General features: G+C 60.9%; 17 protein-coding genes and 1 tRNA gene. 17 read left to right on the forward strand and 1 reads right to left on the reverse strand.

Going from position 1 to position 24,998, the window contains the following annotated elements; translation table 11 throughout:
• Nucleotides 1–182 precede the first annotated feature (182 nt).
• The 11 genes from FJQ89_RS24960 to FJQ89_RS25010 all read left to right on the forward strand — a co-directional run bounded on the left by FJQ89_RS24960 (nt 183) and on the right by FJQ89_RS25010 (nt 15,116).
• Nucleotides 183–1,352: a patatin-like phospholipase family protein gene (locus tag FJQ89_RS24960; protein WP_071078913.1), complete on the forward strand. Its 1,170-nt coding sequence runs from the start codon at nt 183–185 to the stop codon at nt 1,350–1,352.
• 81 nt (nt 1,353–1,433) lie between these two features.
• Complete coding sequence (locus tag FJQ89_RS24965) at nt 1,434–5,639, forward strand: two-component regulator propeller domain-containing protein (RefSeq protein ID WP_423245221.1); 4,206 nt, start codon at nt 1,434–1,436, stop codon at nt 5,637–5,639.
• An 85-nt stretch (nt 5,640–5,724) separates the two neighbouring features.
• On the forward strand, nt 5,725–6,435 hold the full coding sequence (locus FJQ89_RS24970; protein WP_141172131.1) for a response regulator: 711 nt from the start codon (nt 5,725–5,727) through the stop codon (nt 6,433–6,435).
• 93 nt (nt 6,436–6,528) lie between these two features.
• A complete protein-coding gene (locus tag FJQ89_RS24975) occupies nt 6,529–8,148 on the forward strand; it encodes an AMP-binding protein (RefSeq protein WP_141172132.1) in 1,620 nt (539 codons plus the stop codon).
• Nucleotides 8,145–10,544, forward strand: coding sequence for a bifunctional salicylyl-CoA 5-hydroxylase/oxidoreductase (locus FJQ89_RS24980; protein ID WP_141172133.1), 2,400 nt, complete (start codon nt 8,145–8,147; stop codon nt 10,542–10,544). The genes FJQ89_RS24975 and FJQ89_RS24980 overlap by 4 nt, the downstream gene beginning before the upstream one ends.
• Before the next feature lies 1 nt (nt 10,545).
• Entirely contained in the window at nt 10,546–11,346 is an 801-nt protein-coding gene (locus FJQ89_RS24985; RefSeq protein WP_141172134.1) for an SDR family NAD(P)-dependent oxidoreductase, read from the forward strand.
• A 12-nt stretch (nt 11,347–11,358) separates the two neighbouring features.
• Nucleotides 11,359–11,880 (forward strand): MarR family winged helix-turn-helix transcriptional regulator, encoded by a 522-nt coding sequence (locus FJQ89_RS24990; RefSeq protein WP_141172135.1) that lies wholly within the window; start codon nt 11,359–11,361, stop codon nt 11,878–11,880.
• A 10-nt stretch (nt 11,881–11,890) separates the two neighbouring features.
• Entirely contained in the window at nt 11,891–12,745 is an 855-nt protein-coding gene (locus FJQ89_RS24995; protein ID WP_141172136.1) for an enoyl-CoA hydratase family protein, read from the forward strand.
• Between the two features lies 1 nt (nt 12,746).
• Nucleotides 12,747–13,901 carry an acyl-CoA dehydrogenase family protein gene (locus tag FJQ89_RS25000; protein WP_141172137.1) on the forward strand — a complete coding sequence of 385 codons (1,155 nt, stop codon included), beginning with the start codon at nt 12,747–12,749 and terminating at the stop codon, nt 13,899–13,901.
• A 26-nt stretch (nt 13,902–13,927) separates the two neighbouring features.
• Nucleotides 13,928–14,320, forward strand: a complete 393-nt coding sequence (locus FJQ89_RS25005) for a RidA family protein (RefSeq protein ID WP_141172980.1) — start codon at nt 13,928–13,930, stop codon at nt 14,318–14,320.
• Between the two features lie 163 nt (nt 14,321–14,483).
• Entirely contained in the window at nt 14,484–15,116 is a 633-nt protein-coding gene (locus FJQ89_RS25010) for a PEP-CTERM sorting domain-containing protein (RefSeq protein ID WP_141172138.1), read from the forward strand.
• Nucleotides 15,117–15,274: 158 nt separating this feature from the next.
• Here FJQ89_RS25010 and FJQ89_RS25015 read toward each other — a convergent pair whose 3' ends face one another.
• Nucleotides 15,275–17,248 (reverse strand): acyltransferase family protein, encoded by a 1,974-nt coding sequence (locus tag FJQ89_RS25015; protein ID WP_141172139.1) that lies wholly within the window; start codon nt 17,246–17,248, stop codon nt 15,275–15,277.
• Nucleotides 17,249–17,683: 435 nt separating this feature from the next.
• On the opposite strand from FJQ89_RS25015, the gene FJQ89_RS25020 reads away from it, so the two are divergent.
• The 6 genes from FJQ89_RS25020 (at nt 17,684) to FJQ89_RS25045 (ending at nt 24,976) form a co-directional block, all read left to right on the forward strand.
• A tRNA-Arg gene (locus tag FJQ89_RS25020) sits at nt 17,684–17,758 on the forward strand.
• Between the two features lie 172 nt (nt 17,759–17,930).
• Nucleotides 17,931–19,823 (forward strand): ATP-binding cassette domain-containing protein, encoded by a 1,893-nt coding sequence (locus FJQ89_RS25025; RefSeq protein WP_141172140.1) that lies wholly within the window; start codon nt 17,931–17,933, stop codon nt 19,821–19,823.
• A 151-nt stretch (nt 19,824–19,974) separates the two neighbouring features.
• Nucleotides 19,975–20,664 (forward strand): CAAX prenyl protease-related protein, encoded by a 690-nt coding sequence (locus tag FJQ89_RS25030; protein ID WP_243136250.1) that lies wholly within the window; start codon nt 19,975–19,977, stop codon nt 20,662–20,664.
• Between the two features lie 41 nt (nt 20,665–20,705).
• Nucleotides 20,706–21,962: an XrtB/PEP-CTERM-associated polysaccharide biosynthesis outer membrane protein EpsL gene (epsL, locus tag FJQ89_RS25035; RefSeq protein ID WP_141172141.1), complete on the forward strand. Its 1,257-nt coding sequence runs from the start codon at nt 20,706–20,708 to the stop codon at nt 21,960–21,962.
• Nucleotides 21,963–21,970: 8 nt separating this feature from the next.
• Nucleotides 21,971–23,353, forward strand: a complete 1,383-nt coding sequence (locus FJQ89_RS25040; RefSeq protein WP_141172142.1) for an undecaprenyl-phosphate glucose phosphotransferase — start codon at nt 21,971–21,973, stop codon at nt 23,351–23,353.
• Between the two features lie 702 nt (nt 23,354–24,055).
• On the forward strand, nt 24,056–24,976 hold the full coding sequence (locus FJQ89_RS25045) for an EpsD family peptidyl-prolyl cis-trans isomerase (protein WP_243136252.1): 921 nt from the start codon (nt 24,056–24,058) through the stop codon (nt 24,974–24,976).
• Nucleotides 24,977–24,998 lie beyond the last annotated feature (22 nt).

Genomic DNA, 24,998 nt, shown 5'->3' on the forward strand with positions numbered 1-24,998 from the left:
CGTCGGTATAGGCGGCCTGCGATGCTCACCGTACCTTCGTACGGTTGCGCTTCTTAGTCGCCTCTCCCTTCCGCTCGCTACGGTTTTGTCCGGCGCCGTGATGCTAACAATATACCTGCAGGAACTGGCGCCTGCCTTCCAAACTTTTCCACAAAGTATCAAGACCCTGCTAATCTGCCGGCATGGGAATACAAAATAAAACAGGCTTGATACTCACGGGAGGCGGTGCCCGTGCCGCCTACCAGGTCGGCGTGCTGCAGGCAATTTCGGCGATATTGTGGGAAGCGGGCTGGGCGCCGGCGCGCAACCCGTTCGATATCATTTGCGGCACCTCGGCCGGCGCCATCAACGCCACGGCGCTGGCCTGCCGCGCCGACAATTTCGGCGAAGGCGTGCAAAAGCTGCTCGACGTGTGGCAGCATATCCAGGTCGAGCAAGTTTACCGCGCCGATTCGCTGGGCGTGATCCGTTCGGGCGCGCGCTGGCTGTCGCTGCTGTCGTTTGGCTGGCTGCTGCGCCAGTGGCATGCCTCGCCGCCCAATTCCCTGCTCGACAATACCCCGCTGGTCAGCCTGCTGCACCGCATGCTCGACCTGCCGCGCCTGGACGCGGCGCTGGCCGATGGGCTGCTGCATGCGCTGGCCGTGACGGCGTCGTCGTATTCGGGCAGCCGTCACATGACGTTTTACCAGACGGGGGCCGAGATCGCGCCCTGGGTGCGCACGCAGCGGCTGGCCTTGCAAGACCAGATCGGTGTGGAACACTTGCTCGCCTCTGCCGCCATCCCCTTTATTTTTCCCGCCGTGCCGCTGTACGTGGGCGGCCAGCGTGAATACTGCGGCGATGGTTCCATGCGCCAGCTGGCACCGATCTCGCCGGCCATCCACCTGGGGGCGAACAAGGTGCTGGTGGTGGGCGCGGGACGCATGACGGAACCGGCGCCCGCCGCGGCCGAAGCGGCGCGCTACCCCAGTCTGGCGCAGATCGCCGGCCATGCGCTGTCGTCGATCTTCCTCGATGGCCTGGCCGTCGACATCGAACGCCTGAACCGCATCAACCTGACCCTGTCGATGCTGCCGCCCGAGTTGCTGGGCAAGACGGCCTTGCGGCCCGTGGAATTGCTGGTCATCGCGCCGTCCGAGCGGCTCGACGCCATCGCCAGCCGGCATATCGGCAGTTTGCCGCGTCCCATCCGCACCATGTTGTCGGGCATCGGCGCGGCCGAAGCGCGCGGCGCGGCGCTGGCATCGTATTTATTATTCGAATCGACGTATACTAACGAGCTGATCCGTCTTGGACAGCGCGATACGCAGGCCCGCAAGGATGATGTCCTGGCGTTCTTTGGTTCCTGAGACGGCCCTTGGAGCGGCGTGCGTTTTTTTCGCGTTTTTTTTGACAGGACGATTGTGCTGGTATTTCGACGTGTTTGCGAAGTGGTATTGCTGTTGTCTTTGCTGCTGCCGGGCGGCCCGGCCGCGGCGGCGCCTGCGCCCACCCTGCGTTTCGATCAGCTCAGCGTGGAACAGGGCCTGGCGCAGGAATCGGTGCTGGCCATCGCCCAGGACCGGCAGGGCTATATGTGGTTCGGCAGCCAGTCTGGCCTGAGCCGCTACGACGGCTATCGCATGGTCGTCTACAAGAATATCGAGGGCGACAAGACCAGCCTGGCCGACAACTGGGTCGGCGAACTGCATGTCGATAGCCAGGGCCAGCTGTGGGTGGGCACGGACAACGGCCTGGACCGCTTCGACGCCGCCAGCCAGACCTTCACGCATTACGTCCCGGCCGAAAAGAGCAAGCGCGGCAACGGCAACCGGCATATCCACGCCATTCTTGACGATGGCGCGCGCGGCTTCTGGATCGCCACCTCGGACGGTTTGCAGCATTTCGACCCCGCCACTGGCGCCTTCCGCACCTGGCACCATGAAGAAGGTAATCCGCACAGCCTGGGCGACAATGAAATCAAGGCGCTGGCGCTGGACGCGCAACAGCGCCTGTGGATAGGCACCGTCACGGGCCTGGACATGCTGGCGCCGGGCAGCGACCGCTTCGAGCATTTCGCCGTCGACACGGAGCCCGGTTCCAAATATAACGTGATCCAGTCGCTGCTGGTGGATCGCCAGCAGAATCTGTGGATAGGCACCATGGCCGGCGCCGAGCGCTGGCGCCTGGGAGGCGCCGGGCAGGCACCGCAGTCGCGCCTGCGCCTGAATGAAAAACAGGGTTTTTCCGCCATCCGCGTGGCCAGCCTGTACCAGGATATCGACGCCACCGTCTGGCTGGGCAGCAATGCCGATGGCCTGTTCCGCTGGCTGCCCGAGAGCGACACCTTCCTGCAGTACCGGCACCAGACGGGCGACAAATTCAGCGTCGCGGACAACCAGCTGTCGTCGCTGTACCGCGACCGCGCGGGCACTTTCTGGGTCGGCTCCTGGTACAACGGCGTGAGCCGGGTCGACCTGGGCAGCGGCGGCTTTTCGCGCATGGCGCGTGCGCCCGGCGATGTGGGCGCGCTGGCGGACAAGAAAGTGCGCGCCGTGGCCGACGCGGGCAATGGCAAACTGTGGCTGGCCACCAAGGGCGGCCTGAAACTGTACGATACGCGCGACGGCAGCTCGCGCCTGTTCGACCTGCGCAGCTCGCCCGGCATGTCGCGCGACGAGCAGGTCACCACCTTGTACAAGGCGCCGGACGGTACCCTGTGGGTGGGTGGCTCGACGGGCTTGCACCGCTTCGATCCGGTACTCGGGCGTTTCTTTACCATGCGCTTTGCCGCCGGCGATCCGAACAGCGACACCATCCGCAATATCGTGAGCGACCGCAGCGGCATGCTGTGGGTCTCGACGCGCGGCGGCGTGCACCGTTTCGACCCCGTCAGCCGCGCCTTTACTACCTACCGCCACGATCCGGCCAACCCGAACAGCCTGTCCGACAACATGGTGCGGCCCGTGCTGGAAGACGCCAAGGGGCGGCTGTGGATAGGCTCATTCCACGGCCTCGATTTGCTGGACCGCGCCAGCGGCCACTTCAGGCATTTCCGCCACGATCCGCAAAATCCGCATAGCCTCAGCCACGACGAGGTGCACTATCTGCACGAGGACAAGCGCGGCGTGCTGTGGGTGGGCACGGCCAATGGCTTGAACCGCATGGATGTCGATGCGAAGGGCGACATCCGCTTCCGGCGCTTCCTGCGCAAGGATGGCATGGCCGACGATGCCGTCGCCAGCATCCTGGGTGACGATAACGAGCAACTGTGGCTGAGCACGAATAGCGGCATCACGCGGCTTGACATGCGCAGTGGCCTGTTCCGCAACTATGACAGCGCCGATGGCACGGTGGAAGGCTCGTACTTTGATGGCGCGGCCCTGCGCGCGGCCGACGGCACCATGTATTTCGGCGGTTTTAACGGCATGACGGCGTTCGTGCCGCAGGATATCCACGACAACCGCGTGCCGCCGCTGGTGGCCATCACGGAACTGCAGATCTTCAACAAGCCGGTGGCCATCGGCCGCGGCGAATTCGCGCACGTGCTCAGGACGGCCATCGACCATACGCGCCAGTTGGTGCTGACCAGCCGTGAAAGCGTCTTTTCGCTGGAATTCGCGGCCCTGCATTTCGCTGCGCCCCAGCGCAATATGTTCGCCTACCGGCTCGAGGGCTTCGACCAGGACTGGGTCATGACGGATGCGGGGCGGCGCTTTGCCACCTACACCAACCTCGATGCGGGCAATTATGTGTTTCGCGTCAAGGCGGCCAACAAGGATGGCGTGTGGAACGAGAGCGGCGCCACCTTGGCCATCACGATCCTGCCGCCGTTCTGGAAAACCTGGTGGTTCCGTACTCTGATGGCGGCACTGCTGCTGGGCGCCGTGTATGGCGCTTACCGGCAGCGCGTGCGCGCGCTGCGGCGCCAGCAGAACGAGCTGGAAAAACTGGTCGGCGAACGCACGGCCGAGTTGCAGAGCAAGGAAATCGAAGTGCTGGCGCAGTCGGAAAAGCTGGCGCAAGCCAATAGCAGCCTGACGAAAAACGAGGAAAGCCTGCGCCTGGCCAAGCGCAAGGCCGAGGATGCGACGCGCCAGAAGTCGGAATTTTTAGCCAATATGAGCCACGAGATGCGCACGCCGCTGGCCGGCGTGATCGGCATGCTGGGCTTTGCCCTGCGCGACGAGCAGCTGCACGATGCCACGCGCGAGCAGATATTGCGCGGCCAGGCCAATGCCCAGTCGCTGCTGGTGATCATCAATGACTTGCTCGATTTTTCCAAGATCGAGGCGGGCAAGCTGAGTATCGAAAATATCGACTTCGCGCTCGGCGCGGCGATCGAGACGGTCGTCAGCCTGTTCGAGGAGCAGGCGGCCGCGCGCAGCATCGGTTTTGCCATCGATTTCGCACCCGACCTGCCGCCCTTCGTGGTGGGCGACCCGACCCGTTTGCGCCAGGTGCTGGTCAACCTGGTCGGCAATGCCTTCAAGTTTACCCAGCGCGGCGGCGTCAGCGTCTGCGTCGAGCGGGCCGGCGTGGCCAGCGGCAGCGGCGGGCGCAGTGTCAACCTGATCCGCTTTACGGTCAGCGACAGCGGCATCGGCATCGATGCGGACGCGATGGCGCGCCTGTTCCAGAAGTTCGAGCAGGCCGACGCCAGCACCACGCGGCGCTACGGCGGCACGGGGCTGGGCCTGGCGATCTGCCGCCAGCTGGTCGAACTGATGCAGGGTGAGATCGAGGTGGCCAGCACGCCGGGGCAGGGCAGCACCTTTGCCTTCACCTTGCCGCTGGCCGATGGCGTGGCGCCGCCGCTGGTGCCGCAGGTGGCGCTGGCGCCGCACAGCCACCAGTTGCGTGTGCTGTGCGCGGAAGACTTCCCCACCAACCAGATCATCATCCGCGTCATGCTCGAAGAACTGGGGCACAGGGTCGATGTGGTCGCCAATGGCGTGCTGGCGGTGGCGGCCTGCGTGCATACGCGCTATGACCTGATCCTGATGGACGGGCGCATGCCGGAGATGGACGGCGCCACGGCGACACGATTGATCCGCGTGGGCGGCTGGCCGGACCAGCCCGTGCGCGACCAGGAACTGATGATCGTGGCCCTGACGGCGAATGCCAGCGATGAAGACCGCAGCCGCTATCTTGGCGTCGGCATGGATGATTTCCTCAGCAAACCGGTCGACGAGGCGGCGCTGCATGCCTTGCTGGCGCGCGCCATCGAGCGCCAGCTGCAGCGCGGTTTCATGTTGCCGCGCATGCCGTCGAACGTGCCGCGCGCCGCCGCACGGGGGCAGGCCGAACTCGATGCCCTGTTCGGCATCGCGCCGGCTGCGCCCGTCGCGGCACTCTCGCGGCCCATCCGCAGCGGTGAACTGCAACGGCGCATCCGTGTCGCCTTCGTCGCCGACCTGGAGGGGCGCCTGCGCGAACTCGACGCCGCCCTGGCGGCGCAGGACAGGGACAATGCCGGGCGCCTGCTGCACGGTTTGAAGGGCAGCGCCGCCTATCTCGACGAAACGCAGCTGCACATGCTGTGCACGGAAATGGAAGAGGCGGCGGATGGCGGGCGCTGGACGCAGGTGGCCTTGCATTTGCCGCAATTGCGCGCACTGTTGGCGCAAATAGCCGTTTCGGGCAAGGAAATGTAAAATAGGCAATGCCGGCCTTCGAACGCGCGGCGAAACTGGGTAGAATACGGCCAGGCCCCTGACGCCGCCGGCAATGGAGAAAGCAATGAAAGTACTGGTGGTTGACGATGATGTCGTGTCGCGCATGGTCTTGATGCATCTGATCGACAGCTGCGGCGTGCACGATATCGTGGAAGCCGAAGATGGCGCGGCGGCGTGGGAGCAGCTCGAAGGGGGCTTGCGGCCATCGCTGTGCTTTTGCGATTTGCGCATGCCGCGCCTGTCCGGCATGGAACTGCTGCAGAAAATCCGCTCCGACAGCACGCTCGACGCCATGCCGCTGGTGCTGGTGTCGTCGGCGAATGACCAGGATACGGTGCGTGACGCCGTGCAGGCCGGTGCCGCAGGCTACATCGTCAAGCCCTTCCAGCCGGAGCAGGTGCGCCAGCATATCGACGCCTGCTTCGACATCTCCGTATTATCGGCCGAGGCGCCGCGCGACACCTTGCAGCGCCTCGGCATCGACAGCGAACGCCTGCAGGCCTATCTGACGGGTTTCCAGGGGCAGGTGGGCGCCGCCAGCGAACAGGTCGACGCCTTGCTGGCGCGCGGCGAGCCGGCCCAGGCGCGCCAGCAGCTGGAACGGCTGCACCTCGGTTGCCGCACCCTGGGCTTGCATGGCGCGGAGGCCGGGATGATGGACCTGCTGCAGGCATCGGTGCTCGATGGCGATCAGATACAGGCGGCGCTGGCCGCACTGGCGCGCAGCGTGGCGCAGCAGGCGCGCCTGGCGCGGCAGCACGACACCGCCGACTGAATCTGCTGTTTTCCGCTTGCCGGGAAAATACTTTAGGTTTAAAGTATCTGCTTCCGGGCCATGTGCACGCGCCCGCTACCAGCCAGGATGAGCATGAGCAGCGACCCTTCGCCCAGCACCGCATCTCCCCAGGACGACTTTGCGCGCGCGCACCTGCCGCCGCGCGCACTCTGGCCGCAGCTGTGCCTGGACTTGCCCGAGCTGCAGTATCCGCCGCGCCTGAACTGTGCCGCCGTGCTGCTCGATGCGGCCGTCGCCAGCGGTGGCGGCGAACGCAGCGCCATCCTTGCCGATGGCCAGCGCTGGACTTACGCGCAGCTGGCGCAGCAGGTCGACCGCATCGCCCACGTGCTGCGCGCCGACCTGGGCCTGATCCCCGGCAACCGCGTGCTGCTGCGCGGCGCGAATACGCCCATGATGGCCGCCTGCCTGCTGGCCGTGCTGAAGGCCGGCTGCATCGCCGTGCCGACCATGCCGCTGCTGCGCGCGCGCGAACTGTCCACGATTATCACCAAGGCAGAAGTGAACGCCGTGCTGTGCGCGCAGGGCTTGCGCGGGGAACTCGACGGCGTGCCGAAATGCCCGCCGATGTTGTGCTTTGGCGCTGACGATGCGCCACTGGAACAGCACATGGCCGCCCACGATGCACCGTTTGCCGCCTGCGACACGGCGGCCGACGACGTCTGCCTGATCAGCTTTACCTCGGGCACGACGGGCGTGCCCAAGGGCACCATGCACATGCAGCGCGACCTGCTGGCCATTTGCGACTGCTTTCCCCGCTCCATGCTGCAGGTGCGCGCCGACGATATCTTCATCGGCACGCCGCCGCTGGCCTTCACTTTCGGCCTCGGTGGCCTGCTGCTGTTCCCCCTGCGCTTTGGCGCTTGCGCCGTGCTGCTGGAAAAACTCACGCCCGAGGGTCTGCTGCGCGCCATCGGCGCCTATCACGCCACGATCTGCTTCACGGCGCCCACCTTTTACCGCCAGATGGCGCCGCTGGTTGCGCAGCACGACCTGCGCAGCCTGCGCCTGTCCGTTTCGGCCGGCGAGGCGCTGCCGCTGGCCACGCGTGACGCCTGGCAGGCGGCGACGGGACTGGCCATGACGGACGGCATCGGCGCCACCGAGATGCTGCACATCTTCATTTCCGCCACAGGAGAGGGCATACGCCGCGGCGCCATCGGCAAGGCCATCCCCGGCTACCAGGCATGCATCGTCGACGACGCCGGCGTGCCGCAGCCGCCCGGCGTGACGGGCCGCCTGGCCGTGAAAGGCCCCACCGGTTGCCGCTACCTGTCCGACCCGCGCCAGCGCGAGTACGTGCAGAACGGCTGGAACCTGACGGGCGACACCTTCGAGATGGATGCCGACGGCTATTTCTATTACCGCTCGCGCAGCGACGACATGATCGTCTCGGCCGGCTACAACATCGCCGGCCCGGAAGTGGAAGAGGCGCTGCTGCGCCATCCGGCCGTGGCCGAGTGCGGCGTGGTCGGGCGCGCCGATGCCGAGCGTGGCCAGATCGTCGAGGCGCACATCGTGCTCAAGGAGGGCTGCCAGGCCAGTGACCTGCTGGCGGCCGAACTGCAGGACTTCGTGCGCCAGCAGATCGCCCCGTATAAATATCCGCGCGCCATCCGTTTCCTGCCTTCCCTGCCGCGCACGGAAACGGGCAAGCTGCAGCGCTTCAAACTTCGCACGGACACCACATGAATATTGTCTGCATCGGCGGCGGCCCCGCCGGCCTGTATTTCAGCCTGCTCATGAAAAAGCAGAACCCGGAGCACCGCATCACCGTCATCGAGCGTAACCGCCCGTACGACACGTTTGGCTGGGGCGTGGTGTTTTCCGACCAGACCCTGGGCAACCTGGCCAACGCGGACGAGCCGACTGCGCGCGCCATCCTGCAGGCGTTCAACCACTGGGACGATATCGAGATCCACTTCAAGGGCGAGACCGTACGCTCTGGCGGTCATGGTTTTTGCGGCATCGGCCGCAAGCGCCTGCTTAATATCCTGCAGGCGCGCTGCGAGGAACTTGGCGTGCAGCTGGTGTTCGAGACGGAAGTGCAGGATGACCAGGCCATCGCGAAGCAGTACGGCGCCGAGCTGGTGATCGCCAGCGACGGCTTGAACAGCCGCATCCGCACGCGCTATGCGGCCAGCTACCAGCCCGAGGTCGAGCAGCGTCATTGCCGCTTCGTCTGGCTGGGCACGCGCAAGAAATTCGAGGCCTTCACGTTTGCCTTCCGCCAGACGCCACACGGCTGGTTCCAGGCGCATATCTATCAATACGACGGCGACACGTCGACCTTCATCGTCGAAACGCCGGAACACGTGTGGCGCGCGGCGGGGTTGGACGCCATGAGCCAGGAAGAGGGCATCGCCTTTTGCGAAGCGCTGTTCGCCGAGGAGCTCGATGGCCAAGGTTTGCTGAGCAATTCGCCGCACTTGCGCGGTTCGGCGCAGTGGATCACCTTCCCGCGCATCGTTTGCCGGCAATGGGTGCACCGGCACGATGGCGTGCCCGTCGTGCTGATGGGCGACGCGGCCCACACGGCGCATTACTCGATCGGTTCGGGCACCAAGCTGGCGCTGGAAGACGCCATCGAGCTGGCGCGCTGCTTCGGCCAGCATGCCGACGCCGCTGCTGGTACGGATGCTGCGCTGCTCGCCTACCAGCAGCTGCGCGCCATCGAGGTGTTGAAAATCCAGAGTGCTGCGCGCAATTCCATGGAGTGGTTTGAAAACGTCGAGCGCTACAGCGCCATGCAAGCGCCGCAGTTCGCCTATTCCATGCTCACGCGCAGCCAGCGCATCTCGCATGAAAACCTGCGCCTGCGCGATCCCAAGTACGTGGCCGATTATGAGCTGTGGCTGGCGCGGCGCGCGGGCGAACAGGCCGGTGTGACGCTGCCGGACGAAGCCATGCCGCCCATGCTCACGCCCTTCCGGCTGCGCGGGGTGTTGCTGAAAAACCGCATCGCCGTCTCGCCGATGGCGCAGTACAGCGCCGTCGATGGCGTGGCGGGCGACTACCATCTGATGCACCTGGGCGCGCGCGCCATGGGCGGTGCTGGCCTCGTGTTTGCCGAGATGACGTGCGTGTCGGCCGATGCGCGCATCACGCCCGCCTGCCCCGGCATGTACAGCGAAGCGCACACGCAGGCCTGGCGGCGCATCGTCGATTTCGTGCATGCCAACAGCGATGCGAAGATCGCCCTGCAGCTTGGCCACGCGGGGCCGAAAGGCTCGACGCGGCCCATGTGGGACGGCATCGACCTGCCTTTGAAAGAGGATAACTGGCCGCTGCTGGCTGCCTCGGAGCAGCAGTACCTGGCCGGCGTGTCGCAGCTGGCGCGCGCGGCCACGGAAAGCGACCTGGCGCGCATCGAGCAGGACTTCGTGCGCGCCACCCTGGCGGCCGCCGTCGCCGGTTTCGACTGGCTGGAACTGCATTGCGCGCATGGTTATCTGCTGTCGAGTTTTATCTCGCCGCTGACCAACCGCCGCACGGACGAGTATGGCGGCAGCCTGGAAAACCGCTGCCGTTATCCCTTGCGCGTATTGCGCGCCATGCGCGCGGCCTGGCCGCAGGATAAACCGATGAGTGTGCGCATCTCGGCCCACGACTGGGTCGAAGGCGGCATCACGCCCGACGATGCAGTCGTCATCGCGCGCCTGTTCAAGCAGGCCGGCGCCGACCTGATCGACTGTTCCTCGGGACAGGTGAGTAAACTCGAACAGCCCGTGTACGGACGCATGTTCCAGGCGCCGTTCGCCGACCGCGTGCGCAACGAGGCGGGCATCGCCAGCATGGCCGTCGGCTCCATCTTCGAGGCCGACCACGCCAACAGCATCATCGCCGCCGGGCGCGCCGACCTGTGCGCCGTGGGCCGGCCGCACCTGGCCAACCCGGCCTGGACGCTGACGGAAATGGCGCGCATCGGCTACAGCGGCGCAGGCGCAGTGACAGGCGCAGCGTGGCCGAAACAGTATCGTCCGGGCCAGCAGCAGCTGGAACGCAATCTGCAGCGCGAGCGCCAGCTGGCCGCCGCCAGCACGGGCCTCACCCCGCAACAGGTGGCCGTGCGGCTGCTGGAAGGATGACATGAACAAGGAACAACTGGACGGCGCATTGGCCGACAAGCACGCGCTGGTGACGGGTGCCGCCAGCGGCATCGGCCTGGCGTGCGCGGGCGCCTTGCTGGGTGCGGGCGCCCGGGTCACCCTGGCCGGGCGCGACGGCGCGCGGCTGGCGCGCGCGCGCATGCAGCTGGAAGAGGCGGGCCACGCGGGCAGGGTGGCCATCTGCGTGCTCGACGTGAGCGTGGAAGCGTCCGTGCAGGCGGGTTTCGCGCAGGCCGCCGCGCACTTCGGCCGCATCGACATATTGATCAATAACGCGGGCCAGGCGCACGCGGCGCCGTTCGGCAAGACGGGTGCGGCCATCTGGCAGCAGATGCTGGCCGTGAACCTGACGGGCGTGTTCCACTGCTGCCAGGCGGCCATGCCGGCCATGCTGGAAGCGGGCTGGGGGCGCATCGTCAACGTGGCGTCGACGGCGGGCCTGAAAGGCTATCGCTATGTCAGCGCCTATGTCGCCGCCAAGCACGGCGTGATCGGCCTGACGCGCGCGCTGGCGCTGGAAGTGGCGCCGCGCGGCGTCACCGTCAACGCCGTATGCCCCGGTTACACGGAAACGGAGATGGTGGCGCAGGCCGTGCAGAACATCGTGCGCAAGACGGGGCGCGGCGAAGACGCGGCGCGGGCGGAGCTGGCGGCTGGCAATCCGCAGCAGCGGCTGGTACAGCCACAGGAAGTGGCCGATGCGGTGGCCTGGCTCTGCCTGCCCGCGTCGGCCGCCATGAATGGACAATCGATCGCCGTCGCCGGCGGTGAAGTCATGTAGACAATGGATAAAATGGACAATGAACGCGACCTCCCGCAGGCCGAGCCGGTGCTGGACCTGGCCAGCCGCCTGACGCAGGACCACCACCAGTCGCTCAAGCTGTGGCTGCGCATGCTTTCATGCACGGTGAAAATCGAAAACGAGGTGCGCACGCGCTTGCGCGCCACCTTCGGCATCACCTTGCCCCGCTTCGATCTGATGGCGCAGCTCGAGCGCTTTCCAGAAGGCTTGCGCATGGGCGAACTGTCCCGGCGCATGATGGTCACGGGCGGCAATATCACGGGCATCACCGACCAGCTGGAGCAGGAAAAACTGGTGCTGCGCGTGGTCGATCCGAAGGACCGCCGCTCGTACAGCGTCAAGCTGACGCCGGCCGGCCGGCGCGCCTTCGACGAGATGGCGCGCGTGCACGAAGGCTGGATCGCCGAACTGCTGCACGGCGTGACACCGGACGACAAAACCCGATTGATCGACCTGCTGTCGCAGATGAAACAGCACTTGAATGAACACGATCGTGACACCATCGATAAATAAAGGAAGCAACATGCGCCACTTACCCGGCCAGCCGCAAGACCTGCCAGGCAACCGCGCCAGCCTGGGCCATTACACCGCGCAGCATTTTCTGTTTTCCGTCGACGCAGGCGTCGCCACCTTGACCCTGCACCGGCCCGAGCGCAAGAATCCGCTCACCTTCGATTCGTATGCGGAATTGCGCGAACTGTTCCGCGCGCTGGCGCATGCGGACGACGTCAAGGCCGTGGTGATCACTGGCAGCGGCGGCAATTTCTGCTCGGGCGGCGATGTGCACGACATCATCGGCCCGCTGACAAAACTCGACATGCCCGGCCTGCTGGCGTTTACCCGCATGACGGGCGACGTGGTGAAGGCCATGCGCGCCTGCCCGCAGCCCATCGTCGCCGCCATCGACGGCATTTGCGCGGGCGCCGGCGCCATGCTGGCGCTGGCTTCCGATATCCGCATCGGTACGGCGCGCAGCAAGACGGCTTTCCTGTTTACCCGCGTGGGCCTGGCCGGCTGCGACATGGGCGCCTGTGCCTTGCTGCCGCGCGTGATCGGCCAGGGCCGCGCCGCCGAACTGCTGTACACGGGCCGCTCCCTGGCCGGCGCCGAGGCCGAGCGCTGGGGCTGGCTCAATCGCCTGGTCGAGCCGGAGGAATTGGGCGAAGCGGCGCAGCTGTTCGCCGCCGGTCTGGCCGGCGGCCCCACCTTCGCGCACGGCATGACGAAAAAAATGCTGCAGCAGGAGTGGAACATGGGCGTCGATGAAGCCATCGAGGCGGAAGCGCAGGCGCAAGCCATTTGCATGGCCACCAACGATTTCCACCGCGCCTATCACGCCTTCGTGGCGAAGGAAAAACCACAGTTCGAGGGTAATTGACATGCGTGATACGAGCTATCTGGACTGGCCGTTTTTCGAGGCGCGCCATGCGCAGCTTGCGTCTGAGCTCGATGCCTGGGCGACGCAGCACCTGGACGGTGCGCATGGCGCCGACGTCGATGCGGCTTGCCGCGCACTGGTGGTGCAACTGGGGCAGGGCGGCTGGCTGGCGCACGCCACCGGCACCGATGGCAAGATCGATACACGCGCCATTTGCCTGATGCGCGAAACCCTGGCGCGCCACGACGGCCTGGCCGATTTCGCCTTCGCCATGCAGGGACTCGGTTCCGGCGCCATCGGCCTGTTCGGCAGCCTGGAGAACAAGGCGCGCTATCTGCCGGACGTGGCCAGTGGCAAGCTTATCGCCGCCTTTGCCCTCTCCGAGCCGCAGGCCGGTTCCGACGTGGCGGCGATGGCGTGCGCGGCGCGGCGCGACGGCGACGCGTATGTGCTCGATGGCGAAAAAACGTGGATCTCGAACGGCGGCATCGCCGACTTTTACGTGGTGTTCGCCCGCACGGGCGAAGCGCCCGGCGCGCGCGGCATCAGCGCCTTCATCGTCGATGCCGACAATCCCGGACTGGAAATCGCCGAGCGCATCGCCGTGATCGCGCCGCATCCGCTGGCGCGCCTGCGCTTTGCCGATTGCCGCGTGCCCGTGTCGCAGCGCCTGGGCGAGGCGGGGCAGGGCTTCAAGGTGGCGATGGCGACACTGGACGTGTTCCGCACCTCGGTGGCCGCCGCCGCGCTGGGTTTTGCGCGGCGCGCCTTCGATGAAGCGCTGAACCACGCGACCAAGCGCCAGATGTTCGGCCAGACCCTGGCGGATTTTCAATTGACACAGGCGAAACTGGCACAGATGGCCACCGGCATCGACGCGGCCGCGCTGCTCACCTACCGCGCCGCCTGGCAGCGCGACCAGGGCCGCAAGGTGACGAAGGAGGCGGCGATGGCCAAGCTGACGGCCACGGAAACGGCGCAGCAGGTGATCGACGCTGCCGTGCAACTGTTCGGCGGCATGGGTGTGGTCAGCGACCATCCGGTCGAGCGCCTGTACCGCGAAATTCGCGCCTTGCGCATCTACGAGGGGGCCAGCGAAGTGCAGCAATTGATCATCGCGCGCGAATTGCTGCGCGAGGCGGCGGTGGACGCATGAACGGTATGAACAATCAGGAGAAGACAATGCAAGTGCTGCAACCAGCAGGATGGGCCAGGCCGCGCGGCTATGCGAACGGCGTGGTCGCCAGCGGGCGCACGGTGTATGTCAGCGGCATGATAGGCTGGGATGCGCAGGGCCAGTTTCACACGGACGATTTCGCGGGGCAGGTGCGCCAGGCGCTGCAGAATATCGTCGCCGTGCTGGCCGAGGCGGGCGCTTTGCCCGAGCACATCGTGCGCATGAACTGGTATGTACTGGACAAGAAGGAATATGTGGCGGCATATCCACAAATTGGTGTTGCTTACAGAGAAATCATTGGCAAGCATTTTCCGGCCATGACGGCGGTGCAGGTGGCGGGACTGATAGAGGACAGAGCGAGGGTGGAGATCGAGGTGACGGCGGTGTTGCCTGAGTGAGCGGCGGCACCTGTATGGTAAGCATAAAAATGTAACAAATCGTGATTTCTCCAAGAATAGATATTAAAACCACACTATTTGTGTTCTACTTGGCAACCGATCTCATACGCTATAAATGTAGATACGGCATTTCTTGAGAGAATTATTACGAAAGAGGTTACATATGTTAATGCGTACAGGTTTAATTGCGCTGATGTCAATTGCGACGCTGGGAAGCGCCGCTGCTGCCATTCCAAACAATGGATTTGAGAGGAGCAATCTGTCCTCGTTTTCCATCGGTGGAGATTCTGATGTCCAGGTGCGAACGTCATTTCTTGGCTATACGGCTGCCGAAGGACAATATTTTGCGCATTTGAGCAACGCTGGACAGGAAGACCTGAGTGCGTTTGGCGGGACAATTGGCTCTGCCATGAGCAAGACGGTCACCCTCGCTGCAGGGCAGGGTTTTTCTTTTAAATGGGCCTTCCTGACAACAGAGTCCGGACCCACGCCCTACAATGATTTCGCCCTGTTTTTGAATGGCAAGGTCTTCAATTTGTCGGATGTTGTCACGGTTGGCGCCAATGGCCGCACAGGATGGAATACTTACAACTGGACGAATCCGGAAGCTTTTACCGGCACGGTGACTTGGCTCGTGGGCAACGCGAAAGATAATCTGTCGTCCTCCCATCTGCTGATCGATGATGTCAGGATGGCTGTGAGTCCGGTACCGGAACCCCACTTTTTGACAATGCTGCTTGTCGGGCTTGGTATTTCAAGTGTCGCAGGACGGCGAAAGAGAAAGCGTGATGCATAAAAAAACGATAAAAAGATCCGCTTTTGCGGATCTTTTTATTGGTGCCTGCGCGGCTGCCTGCGGCCGCTATCAACAAGTTCCAGGCGTTGAGAATTGCCGGCCATGGTGGGTGTATGCAACCAACGAGGGGGCTTTTGTTACCTCCCCTTCAAGCACAATTAGCTGCTCGGTACGACACTTTTCTCTACTCTCGATGCCTTTGTCGAGGCAGCGGGGAGCAGGGTGGGAGCAAGATAGCTTGCCACGCGCCGCGCGTAAGCAGGTCGCATATGGATGGGATCCGTGTAGAGCGGTTTCCCTTCTGCATCAAGTACCGGACAAGTTTCCTGCGAACACAGGTAGTTCAGCGGATCGATCAGCACTGCTCCTGTCTGTTCGGCAATGGCGCTCAGGCGCTTACGCGGACCGGCACTCTCTCGAAGAAATTTTTCGACCGCAACGTCAGGAATCTGAGGCAGGGGATAAATACTTTTGAAACGCGAGCCCGCATACATGTTACGGGGGTCAAATGCGCCGCCACTGGGAGGTTGCATGATGAGGTAGACACGCTTCCCATGTTTTTTCAGTAATTCTACGCTCGTTTGCAGGGATTGGTAGGCTTTTTCCATCGCTATTTCTTCAGGGAATGCGTAGCGTTTGCCATTGGATTCAACGAGCAGTTCTGCATAGTTATTTTTGAAGTATCCATACCATGCGGCTCCAATCACGACCGTATCCACGTCATCCTGGTTGGCAAGGTCATATGCGGCATCGATTATTTTCGGACATATCGGGAAACGCACCAAGGGCAAGCGGATAGTGCCTTGAATTGGCGGGCAGCCGCCGGCGGTGGCGAAAATCACCGAATTGTTTGCATTACCGCTCTTTGCCATGGTCTGCTCAATATAAGGACCATATTGCTGTATCAGCGAATCTCCGATGAATACTGTCAGTTTTGGAGAGGTGCTGCTTATTTTCTGAAAAACGATCCCATTGTGACGGTATGGCGTGAAACTTTGGCCGGGAAAGTCGCTGTCATTCAAGGCATTCAGATAGATGTCGGCGCCGTGTACATTGATGCGTTCCTTGAGCAGGCCAAAATGAATGCTCAAACCAATAGCTATGATAGCGACCATGGCGCCGCTCAAGGATGCCACCACGTTTTTCTTTCTACGGGTGCGCAGTGGCACTTCAAGGTAGCGATAGGTCAAATAAGCAAGAGCAAAGGCAAGCAGTATTAGTGCTATTTTAATTTGATACGTCGGCTTTTCGCCGTGAATGATGAATCCAAAGGATAGCAATGGCCAATGCCAGAGATACAATGGATAACTGATCAAACCAATCGATACCATTATTTTTCGGCTGAGGATAGCGCGATTGATGATCGAAGATGGCCCCGCCATGATTAGCAAAAATACTCCGGCGACTGGAAGGATCGCCCACCATCCGGGAAAAAGATCCTGAGGCTTGATCAGCGAAAAACCGGCAATCAGCATGGCCGCACCGATCACGGACGCCGAATTTTTTTGGCGCGCAGACCATGTCGGGCGATAAAGATGCCAATACGCTGCGATGCCACCGGCCATCAGTTCCCAGAAGCGTGTCAATGGCGAAAAAAACGCTGCGGAGGGATCCGTTCCGACGGTCAGGATATTACTGGCCATGGAGATGACAAATATCACCGTTGTGACCAGGAGAAAATTCATCTTCTTTTTAAAGACGAGCCATAGGATCAATGGCCAAAGAAAATAGAATTGTTCTTCTACGCCCAGGGACCACAGGTGCAATAAAGGCTTGGTAGTTGCTGAGTTGTCGAAATATCCGGATTCATGCCAAAGTACGAGGTTGGAAATAAAGCTCCCGCCAGCGGCCGTGTGCTTGCCCACCTGCTGGAACTCTCCACTCAGCAAAGTTATCCATCCAAAACCGAGTGTGACCACAAGAACCAGTAATAATGCTGGAAAGATACGCCGCACGCGGCGGGAATAGAAACTTGCAATGCTGAAATCGTTCGTTTCCAGCTGTGTCAGGATGATGGACGTGATCAAGTATCCAGAAATGACGAAAAAAACATCGACACCGATGAAGCCGCCGACGAACCAGTTTGGCCACCCATGATAGAGAACCACAGAAAGTACAGCGACCGCGCGCATGCCATCAATGTCGGCGCGGTATTTGATGCCGTGAGGATGCGGGGCGCTAGGACGTGTGTTCAGGGCAGTCTCCTGGGGGGTAAGGTAATGGAGGCGCAGCGCAGGAAGTTGATCTGCAGGCGATGTGCTAGGTCCATCAGCTATTCATCTGATTGCAATAGTGCTAAAGCAGCAAGACGGATGTCTGAAGAATCATTATTATAAATCAAACTAATTGTATTTGTTGATAACAAATACAAATACTTGGAAGTGTCTGCCGGCACCCTGTAGCCGAAAAATGCCTGCGCTGCGCTGCTGCCGGAACTATGCAGCAGCGTGTCCGCTAATGTAAAGCCGCCCTTGCAAGTGGTAAGGAGCAGCGAAATCGTGTGTCTTTCGTATCTGATTTGCTGTGCGCTTTACCTCTCTGGTTGTACAATAGCGACGCTTTCGCGTGTCGCCATCGTACAATGGATAGTACAAGGTCCTCCTAAGACTTAAATGCAGGTTCGATTCCTGCTGGCGACACCACGTTTCCACGCAACGCGCGTCGGCAGCCTGTGATATTCCTGGCGGTAATTACTGGTCGATGGCGATTGAAGTCCAAGTTATCGGTACAATGCGTGCTTCATTCATCTAATCGGCGGCTGTTTGGCACACCACGCGGTGTGCGCGAGACGGCGCCCGAGCACTCTTACTCATTATGGCTGTCATTTCTCTTTCATCGGCGCAACTTGCGTTCGGTCACGTCGCGCTGCTCGATCACGCGGAATTTTCACTGGAAACCACGGAGCGGGTCGGCTTGATCGGCCGCAACGGCACGGGTAAATCCTCGCTGCTGAAAGTTATTTCGGGCAAGTTCAAGCTCGATGACGGCTTGTTGGTGATGCAGCAAGGTATCAAGATCGCGTATGTGGAGCAGGAACCGCAATTCGACCCGGACATGTCCGTGTTCGACGCGGTCGCTTCCGGCATGGGCGAATCGCAGGCATGGCTGAAGGAATACGATGCGTTGACGGGCCAGTTTGGCCAGGGCAATGACGACGAACTGATGGAACGCATGCACGACATCCAGGTCAAACTCGATGCGGCCGATGCGTGGAGCTTGCCGAACAAGGTGGAAACCGTGCTCGACCGTCTGAACCTGACGGGCGACATGTTGATGAAAACCTTGTCCGGCGGGATGCAAAAGCGCGTGGCGCTGGCGCGCGCGCTGGTGTCGGCGCCCGACGTGCTGCTACTCGACGAGCCGACCAACCATCTGGATTTCAGTTCCATTCTGTGGCTGGAAGGTTTATTGCGCGACTTCAAGGGTAGCGTGCTGTTCATCACCCATGACCGCTCCTTCCTCGACAACGTCGCCACGCGCATCATCGAGCTCGACCGCGGCCGCTTGCTGTCGTACCCGGGCAACTTTACGGCTTATCAGACCCGCAAGGCGGAGCAGCTGGAAATCGAAGAAGTGGAAAACGCCAAGTTCGACAAGTTCCTGGCGCAGGAAGAAGTGTGGATACGCAAGGGCGTCAAGGCGCGCCGCGTGCGCGACGAAGGCCGCGTGCGCCGCCTGGAAGCGCTGCGCCTGACGCGCAATGCGCGCCGCGATCAGCAGGGACAAGTGAAACTGGACGTGTCGGCCGGCGAACGCTCGGGCAAGATCGTGGCGGACCTGGAAAACGTCTCGAAGACTTATGGCGACAAGGTCATCGTCAAGGATTTCAGCGCCACCATCTTGCGCGGTGACAAGGTCGGCCTGATCGGCGCCAACGGTGCCGGCAAAACCACCTTGCTGAAGATGATCCTGGGTCAGGAAGAGTCGGACACGGGCACCATCCGCCTGGGGACCAAGCTGCAAGTGGCGTATTTCGACCAGATGCGCACGCAGCTGAACGAAGAAGCGAACCTGATGGAAACCATCGCGCCGGGCAGCGACTGGGTCGAGATCAATGGCCAGCGCCGTCACGTGATGACCTACCTGAACGACTTCCTGTTTGCGCCGGAACGCGCCCGTTCGCCCGTCAAGTCGCTGTCCGGTGGCGAACGCAACCGTTTGCTGCTGGCACGCCTGTTCGCCAAGCCGGCCAACGTACTCGTGCTCGATGAGCCGACCAATGACTTGGATATCGATACCCTGGAATTGCTGGAAGAGTTGCTGGAAGAATACACCGGCACCGTCTTTCTGGTAAGTCATGACCGTACCTTCCTCGACAACGTGGTCACGCAGGTGATCGTTGCCGAAGGCGAGGGCAAGTGGCGCGAATTCGTCGGTGGCTACACGGACTGGGAGCGCGTGCGCACCTTGCCGATCGCCACGGCGCCAGCCAGCAAGCCGGCCGTGAAGGTCGAGGCAGCCACTCCTGCCGCCAAGCAGAAAAAGCTCAGCTACAAGGAACAGCGCGAGCTGGAAGAGTTGCCGAAGCTGATCGCCAAGCTGGAAGACGAGCAATCGGTGCTGGCTGCCGAGCTGTCGCATCCGGATTTCTACAAAAAGACGCCAGCCGAAGGCAAGCGCCTGAACGCGCGCGTGGCCGAGATCGAAGGCGAACTGCTGGAAGCACTGGAAAAGTGGGAGCAAATCGAGGTGCGCAGCAATGCCTGATTAGTTTCTTGCATTCTTTGTTGTAATTTAAGTTAGGATTACTTGCCACGGCAACGGTTCTGCTTGATATAATTATATAATTATATTTATTACATCGGAGGATGCATGTTTGTCATGATAAACGCGCGATCCGGACCACGGCGTCCGGCGCGTGGTTCCGCCTCCGGTGCGCATCAGCATGTTTGACCGCGCCGCCTTGCCCCGCGTAGCGCCATTTCTGGCCTACCTCTCCTTCATCTTCATCGTCGACATGCTGGGCCGGGCGGGCTTTGCCGCGCAGGACCTGCGCTGGCTGTACGCCGTCAAGATCGGCGTCGTGCTGGGCATGCTGCTGTACTGGCGCCGCAGCTATACGGAATTGGCCTGGACGCCATTGGGCGCGCGCGCCTTGGTGGTGGCACTGGCCACGGGATTTGTTGTTTTTTTGTTGTGGATTAACCTTGACGCGGGCTGGATGACGATCGGCAGTGCCGATGGCTTTGATCCGCGCAATGACGGCCAGATCGAGTGGAGCCTGGTGGTCTTGCGCATCGCCGGGGCCGCCCTCGTGGTGCCCGTGATGGAAGAACTGTTCTGGCGCTCTTTCCTGCTGCGCTGGATCGACGCGCCTGATTTCCTGAAATTTCAGCCACGCCTGGCCAGTGCCAAGGCGTTTGTCATCAGCGTCGTGTTGTTTGGCTTTGAACATAATTTGTGGCTGGCGGGCATTGTTGCCGGTGCCGCGTATAGCCTGTTGTACATGCGTAGCCAGAACCTGTGGTCACCCATCCTGGCGCACGGGGTGACGAATGGCGTACTGGGTCTCTGGATTGTTTCCGGTGGACACTGGACTTACTGGTAATATTGCCAATCAACTGTTGTTTTCTCAAAAGACGATATCTCATGTTGAAATCCCCGCGAAAAAGTCAGCTTAGCTACCTGGGTCTGCCACTCAGGATGGCTCCCCTGTCTGCGCTGCGTGCAGCCTGTGTGCTGGTGCTCGGCGGCCTGGCAACGGTGCCAGCCATGGCTGCGCTCAGTGATACCATTTTTCCGTTTCTGGCCACGTCGTATTCGTACGACGACAATTTGCTTCGCCTGGACGACACGACGCCCGGTTACAAGGGCTCCCGATCGGACACGTCGCGCCAGTTGCAAGCAGGCTTTTTATTTAACCGTCCTATCGGACGTCAAATTTTATCGGGACAGGCCAAATGGTCGCGCGTCTCGTTTCAGAATTTTGATAATCTCGACTATAACGGCATGGATTTCCAGGCGGATCTGGAGTGGCATATCGCCAATCACCTGCAGGGCCATCTTGGGTCCACTTACAGTCAGACCCTGACGCCTTTCAGTGATTTCCAAAGCACGGAGCGAAATCTGCGCGTGCGCCGCCGGGACTACGTCGATGGCGCCTGGCGTTTTCATCCCAGTTGGCGCGTGCGCGGCGCTCTGAGCCGCGAACGCTATTCCTATGACTTGCCTGTCATGCGCCTGTCGAACCGCGTCGAGGATGCGAGCGAGTTCGGCGTCGATTACCTTGCGCCTAGCGGCAGCTTGATAGGTATTCAGTTACGCCATCTCAAGGGAGATTACCCTAACCGTGCCAATGGCGGCCAGTTTGGCGTAGATGACGGCTACACACAAGATGAGGTAAAAGCGAATATTTATTGGCGCTATAGCGAAATTACCCAGGTGCAGTTGTTGGCGGGTTGGGCTCGGCGTGGCCATACCTTGTATAGGGGCCGAGATTCCAGTGGCACTAATGGGCGCTTGGTCGTCAACTGGGCTCCACTGGGCAAGGTGCGCTTCACCGGTAATCTCTGGCATGAGTTTGGCACAGTGGAAAATGCGCTTATTTCCAGCAGCTTGAATAATGGCGCGAGTTTGTCTGCGACATGGGATATTACGGCCAAAGTGCGCATGGATGCACAGCTGCGGCGTGAGAAGCGCGATTTCTCCGCCGCCAGCGGACTGGTGTTTCCTGTCGACGTCACTGACACGACGCGCACCGAGTCGTTGGGGCTGACCTATTTCCCACGGCCAAATATCCAGTTAGGATTGAATGCGTTCCGTGACAAGCGGGCGGGCGCACCCATTATCAATACGAGTAGCTATCGCGCCAAAGGCGTCTCTTTTAGTGCCAGCGTGCAGTTCTGAAGAGCATCATGACCGTTAATGATATACCTCTGATTTCGTTTTTTCAGCGCGTACTTGATCCCTTGATCATCATGGGAACGCTGTATTTGCTGTCAGTACTGTCGGGTACGCCGTTTACTGGCTACTCGTTGGTGCTGATGATATTGGCATTCTTTATTTCCTCGTCGGTATTCCAGTATGTCGATCCGTACCGGACGTGGCGCAGTGGCCGCATGCTTGCCTATGCCCGCGATGTCTTCGTCGGCTGGGCGATCACCGCGCTGATCCTAGTATTCCTTGGCTCCGCCACGGGGCTGGCATTCCACTACAGCCACGACCTGGTCATGGCCTGGTTCCTGCTCACGCCGTTTGTGTTGCTGGTCAGCCATCTTGCTGCGCGGCGTGTCGTCGCTGATCCGGGGCGTGACAGCGAGGTGCGTTCCGTGGTGATCATCGGTGCCAATGATGCCAGTTTGAAATTTGCCAGCACGGTGGAGCGCAATCCCAACCTGTTCATGCAGGTGCGGGGCTTCTTTGATGACCGCACCGATGACCGCTGGCCGGAGAAGATGCGCGAACCCATGCTGGGCAAGATGGCTGATATTGCCGCCTATGTACGCGAAAATAATATCAAGATGATATTTATCAGCCAGCCCATTTCCGCCCAGCCGCGCATCCGCAAGATGCTCGATGAATTGCAGGATACGACCGCATCCGTGTATTTTTTGCCGGATATCTATATCTTTGACCTGATGCAGGCGCGCTTCGACAATGTGGGCGGCATGCCTGTGATCGCCATTCGTGAATCGCCCTTTACCGGCATTAACAGCATGGTCAAACGCGGAAGCGATATCGTGCTTGGCTTGCTGATCCAGATCTTGCTGTTGCCGGTGATGCTGGTCATCGCCATTGCCGTCAAGCTGACGTCGAAAGGGCCGATCATTTTTCGTCAGCGGCGGTATGGCCTGTATGGAGAAGAAATTATTGTCTATAAGTTCCGCTCCATGACCGTCAGTGAAGATGGGGCCACCGTGACTCAGGCAACCAAGAATGACCAGCGTGTCACGCGTATAGGGGGCTTCTTGCGCCGTAGTTCGCTCGATGAGTTGCCACAGTTCATCAACGTGTTGCAAGGGCGCATGAGCATCGTGGGACCACGGCCGCATGCTGTGGCGCACAACGAGCAATATCGCAAGCTGATCAAGGGCTACATGCTGCGCCACAAGGTCAAACCGGGAATCACTGGCTGGGCGCAAGTGAACGGCTTGCGTGGTGAGACCGAGACCCTGGACAAGATGGAAGCGCGCATTCATTTCGATCTCGATTATTTGCGTAACTGGTCCTTGTGGCTGGATATCTGGATCATTTTCCGCACAGTCAAGGTAGTGCTGGCACGCGAGAATGCCCACTGACCACCCTGGTACTGGAATATGTTTTGTGCAGTGTTGATACGCGTTAAAATGATTGCAGAACTTCTACTCTCCGCACCACCACTTTTGCCATGTGGGTGCGGGCTGGCTGGTGGTAGTCGCCGGGAGGCTGGCCAGGGAGCGTGCGCCGCGGTGGTGGATCGTGCTGGCAGCGCTGCCGTGCGCCGTTTGTGTCATCTAGAAATGTTACTGCGAGTGCGAGATGGTTTTCCGATGGGGAAGTTTATTTCAAATGCCAACCCTGCTCCAGTCTAGTCGCTTCCTGGCACTGATCGGCTTGCCGCCCTTCGGTGACATGCATCGCGCCTTTGCGTTTTTAAAAAGTGCTATTCTATTAATAATTTCTGCCACAATGTACCCGTAGCATCACATGATCACCTTGGAAACAGTTGTTTTTAACCCTTCTTAATGGATTTTTAAGCAAATAGTTTCCAAGAGGACTTGTAAAATGTGTATCATATTTATAATATTGACAATTGTGGGGGCAAGTCCCATAATTTTGACCGAAATCTATTTTTTTGAATAACAATGTTGTTTTCCAGTCTATTGATTTTGCTGGTTGCAATCGTGCCGTTCTTAGCAGATTTTCCGACCTGAATCCAAGGAGTAATCTTGAACCATTCTCATGACGCAGCGCTGTCCCATCACAAACTCGTTGCTCCTTCGCGCCTGCGGTGTGCGGTCTTGGTGTTGCTGGTTGTGGCCGGCTTGTCAGCCTGCGGTAACAAAGAGAAGAAACCAGGCCAGGCATTGGCCAGTGTCAATAGCGAAGAAATCACGGTTTTGCAACTGAATGAAGAGATGCAGCGCGCGAATGTACAGGCTGCGCAGCAGGAAGCTGCCAGCAAACAATTGCTGGAATCGCTGATTGATCGTCAGTTGCTGCTCAACGAAGCCGTCAAGGACAAAGTGGATCGCGATCCAAAAGTTGTGCAAGCCATCGAACGGGCCAAGGCGCTGATACTCGCGCAAGCCTACATGCAAAAGAAAATAGGTGCTGTTGCCCGTCCGGAAAAAGCCGAGATCGAAGAGTACTTCACCAAGAATCCGCAATTTTTCGCGCAGCGCAAGCAGTTCGACATGCGTGAACTGATTATTGCAACTGCCGATGTGAATGACGGTCTGAAGGCGGCGATGGATAGCGCCAAGTCGCTCGAAGAGGTGGCGGCATGGCTCGATGCGAACAAGGCGAAATATGCGCGCACGCAACTGTCACGCACCAGTGCTGACCTCGCGCCTGAATTGAGCGGCAAGTTGCTGGCGATGCCGAAAGGCCAGTTGTTCATCATTCGCGAAGGCGACCGTACCTTGCTCATTTCGCTGGCGGACATCAAGGACAGCCCTGTCACCCTGGCGCAGGCGGCACCGCAGATCGAGCAGTTCCTGTTCAATAAGAAGAACAAGGATGCTGCCGATGCGGAACTGGCCCGCCTGCGTGCCACGGCCAAGATCGAATATATGAACCAGGCTGAGAAAAAAACGCCGCCTGCTGCCGTCGCATCGGCGGTGGCGAGTGCCAGCGCTCCGGTTGTCCCGGCGGCTCCGGTGGCGCCGGCGGCACCCGACCACGACGTCAATGCACGTGGTGTAGCGGGTTTGAAGTAATTTAATTGATGTATTTATTAGG

It is taken from the genome of Janthinobacterium tructae (assembly GCF_006517255.1).
GTDB classification, from domain to species: Bacteria; Pseudomonadota; Gammaproteobacteria; order Burkholderiales; family Burkholderiaceae_D; genus Janthinobacterium; species Janthinobacterium tructae.